The organism is Fulvivirga kasyanovii (assembly GCF_009711405.1).
GTDB lineage: Bacteria > Bacteroidota > Bacteroidia > Cytophagales > Cyclobacteriaceae > Fulvivirga > Fulvivirga kasyanovii.
The window spans coordinates 1-254 of record NZ_SMLW01000019.1; the positions used below are offsets into that span (position 1 = coordinate 1).

Here is a 254-nt window from a genome sequence, read left to right on the forward strand (position 1 = left end):
TACGAAACTTTCGGAAGTTTAGTAAAGCCGTGGTTTAGTTCTGTTGAGTTTCCAGTGAAGTACAGGCATCAGACGATCTGTTGGAGAACCGATCTTGGGCAGGGAAACTGCAGTTTTAGCAGCATCAAGACTCCCTCTTCCGCGTCGGAGAGGGCATGCTGGACAAAGCCGGGTGAGGTCTATACCATCCTGAAAGAAACGTCCGGTGCTATTTGAAAGCGCGGAGGACACCCTCTATGCCGATTTTTACAATC

Annotated in this window: 1 protein-coding gene; it reads left to right on the top strand. The window is 49.2% G+C overall.

Going from position 1 to position 254, the window contains the following annotated elements:
- Positions 1 to 216 (top strand): hypothetical protein (locus E1163_RS30780; protein ID WP_221417839.1); only part of this gene is annotated, 216 nt, incomplete at its 5' end.
- Positions 217 to 254: the final 38 nt, after the last annotated feature.